The organism is Actinoplanes sp. NPDC048791 (assembly GCF_040650095.1).
GTDB lineage: Bacteria > Actinomycetota > Actinomycetes > Mycobacteriales > Micromonosporaceae > Actinoplanes.
Genome location: NZ_JBEZGQ010000769.1, coordinates 1 through 4,184, shown reverse-complemented (window position 1 = coordinate 4,184; position 4,184 = coordinate 1). Strand labels below are relative to the sequence as shown.

Annotated in this window: 4 protein-coding genes; 3 read left to right on the top strand and 1 reads right to left on the bottom strand. The window is 73.4% G+C overall.

Annotated elements, in window-relative coordinates; all coding sequences use genetic code 11:
• Window positions 1–1,152, bottom strand: a 1,152-nt coding sequence (locus AB0C29_RS36600) for an FAD-dependent monooxygenase (RefSeq protein ID WP_360830345.1), incomplete at its 3' end; no start/stop codon positions are given.
• A 98-nt stretch (window positions 1,153–1,250) separates the two neighbouring features.
• On the opposite strand from AB0C29_RS36600, the gene AB0C29_RS36595 reads away from it, so the two are divergent.
• From AB0C29_RS36595 to AB0C29_RS36585, 3 genes are all read left to right on the top strand, one after another.
• Window positions 1,251–1,850 carry a TetR/AcrR family transcriptional regulator gene (locus AB0C29_RS36595; RefSeq protein WP_360830343.1) on the top strand — a complete coding sequence of 200 codons (600 nt, stop codon included), beginning with the start codon at window positions 1,251–1,253 and terminating at the stop codon, window positions 1,848–1,850.
• A gap of 92 nt (window positions 1,851–1,942) precedes the next feature.
• Complete coding sequence (locus AB0C29_RS36590; RefSeq protein ID WP_360830348.1) at window positions 1,943–2,476, top strand: hypothetical protein; 534 nt, start codon at window positions 1,943–1,945, stop codon at window positions 2,474–2,476.
• Between the two features lie 61 nt (window positions 2,477–2,537).
• A partial coding sequence (locus tag AB0C29_RS36585) for a hypothetical protein (RefSeq protein ID WP_360830340.1) occupies window positions 2,538–4,184 on the top strand: 1,647 nt, incomplete at its 3' end.

Genomic DNA, 4,184 nt, shown 5'->3' with positions numbered 1-4,184 from the left:
GATCGCCAAGCTCGACGCCAACCTGCTGATGGGCCCGGGCTGCGGGTGCGCCGGGCGGCGGAACGCCGGGATCCGGGCGAGCGTGGACAGCAGCGCGTTGCGGACCGGGCGCAGCGGTGCCGGCACGGTGGCCAGGCGGGTCAGCTGCGAGGCGAAGCCGACCACGGCCTGGGCCACGGGACGGCGCTCGGCGGCGTACCGGTCGAGGGGTGTCTCGGAGCCGGACCGCAACGCCTCGGTGAGGGCGTCGGCCAGCGCGAGGCCGTCCTTGAGGCCGAGGTTCATGCCCTGGCCGCCGGCCGGGCTGTGCACGTGGCCGGCGTCGCCGGCCAGCAGGACCGGGCCGGCCCGGAAGGTGTCCGCGACGCGGTGGTGGACGCGGAACCGCGAGCCCCAGACCACGTCGGCGACCCGGGCGGGGGAGCGGGCCGGTCCGCGGTGGTCCAGCAGGGCCTGCACGTAGGCGATGTCGGGATGCTCGGGGGCGTCGTCGACGGCGGCCACCAGGCGGACCGTGCCGTCGGGCAGCGGCGCCCAGACGAGCAGGCCGGCGCCGGAGAAGTACAGCACCACCTCGTCGCGGGGCGGCCCGCCGTCGACCTTCACGTCGGCCAGGGTGAACGACTCGCCGCCGGACGACGGGTCGCCGAAGCCGATGCCGGCCAGCTCGCGGATCGTGCTGTGCATGCCGTCGGCGGCGACCACGTAGCGGGCGGTCACGCTCTCGCCGTTGGCGAAGGTCACCGTGCCGCCGGACAGGCCGACGGCCTCGTAGCCGCGCAGGACCCGGCCACCGGCGGCCACCAGCCGGTCGTGCAGCACGGCCTCGGTGGTCGACTGCGGGACCATCAGCGCGTACGGGAAACGGGTGGGCAGGTCGACGAACGAGATCGGGACCAGGGTGCGGTCGCGGTCGCGGATGGTGAAGCGCGGCGCCGGGATGCCGGCCGCCGCGAGGGGGTCGGCCGCGCCGATCCGGTCGAGCACCTCGAGGGTGTGGGCGTGCACCACGGCGGCCCGGCTGGTGTGGGCGGCGGTCGCGGCGCGGTCGACGACCGTGACGTCGACCCCGGCCCCGGTGAGGGCGGCGGCCGAGGCCAGGCCCACGGGACCAGCGCCGACGATCAGGACATCGGTGGTTGCGGGAAGCATCGGAGTCACCTGCCAACGTTTGTTTGCCAACATCTGTTGACTCGAAGGTAGCCCTCCTCGGCGCGCGGGTCAACATGTGTTGGCATACACTTGTTGGCATGAGCGAAGAACGACCACGGCGGTCCGACGGCACCCGGGCGGCGATCCTGCGCGCGGCCCGGGAACGGTTCGCCGCCGACGGGTACGAGCGGGCCACCATCCGGGCCATCGCGGCGGACGCGGCCATCGACCCGTCGATGGTGATGCGTTACTACGGCAACAAGGAACGCCTGTTCGCCGCGGCGGCCGAGTTCGACCTGCGGTTGCCGGAGCTGTCCGGCGTACCGGTGGACGAGATCGCCGCCCTGCTCGTCGGCCACTTCCTGGACCGCTGGGAGGGCGACGAGACGCTCATGGCGCTGCTGCGGGCCGGCGTGACCAACCCGGCCGCCGCCGAGCGCATGCGGCAGATCTTCGCGGCCCAGCTGGGCCCGCTGGCCGAGCGGGTCGCCCCGGACCAGCCGCACACCCGGGCCGGGCTGGTGTCCAGCCAGGTGCTCGGGCTGGCGCTGTGCCGGTACGTGCTCAAGCTGCCCCCGGTGGTCGCCATGGAACGGGCCGACCTGATCGCCTGGCTCACCCCGACCGTGCGGCAGTACCTGCTCGGCCCGGCACCCCAGGGGCCGAAGGTCCCGGAAGGTACGGCAGTGCGGCACTGATCACCGACGTCGATGGCGGCTGGAATAGGGGTGTAGCCAACGAACCGAGGAAGGACGTGGACGCCATGACCGCCGTCCAGCACCCCATCACCATGGCCCCCGCCGGGGACGGCGCTGCGGCCCTCACCGAGACCCGCCGCGGCAAGGCCACCCGTTTCACTCTCGCCGGGTTGCGTCTGGCGCTGGGCTGGGTGTTCCTGTGGGCGTTCATCGACAAGCTGTTCGGCCTCGGCCTGGCCACTCCTGACAAGGGGGCGTGGATCAACGGCGGTAGCCCGACCAAGGGTTTCCTGGGCAAGGCGGTCGCGGGTCCGTTCGAGGGGGTCTATCACAGCATCGCCGGTGCGGCCTGGGCTGACTGGCTGTTCATGCTGGGCCTGGCCGGCATCGGCATCGCCCTGATCCTCGGCATCGGCATGCGCCTGGCCGCCGCCGCGGGCAGTCTGCTGCTGGTTCTCATGTGGACCGCCGTTCTGCCCCCGGAGAACAACCCCTTCATGGACGACCACCTGATCTACGCCGGTGTCCTCGCTCTGCTCGCTCTGACTGCCGCCGGTGACACCCTCGGCCTCGGCAAGATGTGGGCCCGGCTGCCGCTGGTGCAGCGCCTGCCCTGGCTCAAGTAACGCACGATCGCCCACGACCGGGCGGCACCCACCACGGGTGCCGCCCACTAGGCTGCCGCGGATGGAAGCCCCGACACCACCCGCCGCGGAGTCCGGATGGGCCGAGGATCCCGACGCCGCGCCCCATCTCCTGCTGCGGGGCCTGCTCGACGGGACCCGGGCCGCGACGATGGTGACGGCCGGGGGACGCCCGGTGCTGGTGGTGCCGGCCCCGGGCGACGGCGACCCCGGCTTCGTCAGGGCGGTCGACCTGACCACCGGCGCGGTGCTGCCGGACCGCTCGGGACTGCGCCGTGAACAGCACGACGCCCTGGCGCTCGGCGCGGGCGGCCTGGTCGCGACTGCGGGCCGGCCCAGCGGAACCGTCGTCGTCCGGGACGCGGTGACGGGTTCACCGGTCGGCGTACCGCTGCCGCTGAAACCCCGCGGCATCTCCCTCACCGTGCTCGACGGGCGGCCGGTCGTGATCGTCGCCGGGTCCGGCCTGGCGGTCCACGATGTACAGACCGGTGCGCTGATCGTCCGGCACGACCGCCGCAACGGCTGGTGTCTCACGGAGTTCAAGGGCCGGCATCTCCTCGTGGCGCAGGAGTCGGCCAGATCGCTGCGGCTGTACGACGCGCTGACCGGGGAGCCGTACGGGCAGCCGTTCAGCTGTGACTTCTCCGGTTCCGTCTTCCGGATGGCGGCGGTCGACCACGACGGCCGGCTGCTGGTCGCCTTCCTCGATCACCACGCCGCCTGCAAGGTCTCCCTGTGGGACGTGACCACCGGCGCCGCGCTGCCGACGGCTCCGCCCTTCGACGACGTTCAGGAGATCGACGTCGCGACGGTCCACGGACGGCCGCTGCTGCTCGCCGCCCGCTCCGGCAAGGCGGCGTCACCACTGACACTGTGGGATCTGGCGACCGGGCAGCAGGTCTTCCCGGACGCCTTCGCCGGATACGACGGCGAATGCGCGCGGGTGGCGCTGGGCAGTCTCCCCGACGGCTTCTTCGCGGTCACGGTCGACCGGGACGGCTCGTCCGCGCTGTGGATGCACTCACCGCAGGGGACCCGGCGCACGGCGCTGACGGACGGCGGCATGTCGCGGATGGCGCTGGGCGAGGTCGACGGCTCTCCCACGGTTGCTCTCGGTGGCGCCGGGGGAGCGCTGCGCCTGTTCGACGCGCGGACCGGACGGGAGTTCAGCAGCCCGTTCTACGGCGGATCACCGGACGACAGCGTCATCGGTGCCACGGGCGGCGCCGGTCGTGCCGTCGTCCTGCAGCGCGGGCGACCCATGCGCCTGTGGGACGTCGAAGCCGGCGTTCCGGTGGCCCGGCTGGACCGGTCCGCCGACCGGATCGCGGCCGGCGAGGTGGCCGGCCACAGGGTGTTCGCCCTCGTCGCGGGTGGCCGGGACAGCGGTGTCGGCCTCAGCCTCTGGGATCCCGATGCCGGCGCGCTGGTCGCCGAGGTCCCGCTGGCCCACACCACAGCCCACGACCGCCCGGCCGACGTGGTGTTCACCCGGATCGACGACCGCGCGGCGGTGGCGGTGCCGATCGGCCGTACCGTCCGATCGTGGGACGCCGTCACCGGTGAGCCGCTGGGCCGGCCGTACCGCGGGCTTTCCAGTTCCGTGTCGACGATCGCCGCCGGCCGGATCGGCGACCGTGCGGTGCTCGCCGCCGGCGGCCAGGACAACGCGGTGCACGTGTTCGAC